The organism is Belnapia arida, assembly GCF_016773205.1.
Lineage (GTDB): Bacteria > Pseudomonadota > Alphaproteobacteria > Acetobacterales > Acetobacteraceae > Belnapia > Belnapia arida.
Genome location: NZ_JAETWB010000183.1, coordinates 1 through 467 on the forward strand (window position 1 = coordinate 1; position 467 = coordinate 467).

The 467-nt window shown below is 66.8% G+C and carries 1 pseudogene; it reads right to left on the reverse strand.

Features of this window, described 5'->3' with window-relative positions:
* Positions 1–68 precede the first annotated feature (68 nt).
* Positions 69–317, reverse strand: a pseudogene (locus tag JMJ56_RS33305) (transposase); the annotation flags it as partial.
* Positions 318–467: the final 150 nt, after the last annotated feature.

A 467-nucleotide genomic window follows, 5' to 3' on the forward strand; every position in this document is an offset into this window, starting at 1 on the left:
TGCCACCCCGGCCCGCCTGAGCCGTGGTCACCCGCAGCCCATCAGCAAATTCCACCACGTTGACGGACGTGACCCCGGTCCCATACGCCGGCCTCCTGCCAATCGCGCAACCGGCGCCAGCACGTCATGCCAGACCCGCAGCCCATCTCCTGAGGCAACATCTCCCACGGGATGCCAGACTGCAGAACGAAGAGGATGCCGGTCAGGGCGGCACGGTCGGACAGGCGAGGTCGCCCGCCCCTCGGCTTCGGAGGTTCAGGCGGCAACAGCGGCTCCACCACCGCCCAGAGCGCATCGGGGACAAGAGGCCTGCTCATGCCTCCCAGAACGCGCCAAATCCAGTTTTGTTAGATGCTCTTGCCCTGTCGCGAGGCTCACGCGGGAGCACCAAGACGGACGAGGCGCTGAAGGTTGTAGGTGAGCCCACGCAGCAACGCCTGGACGCGCTGCGTCGGATCGAGCTTGGC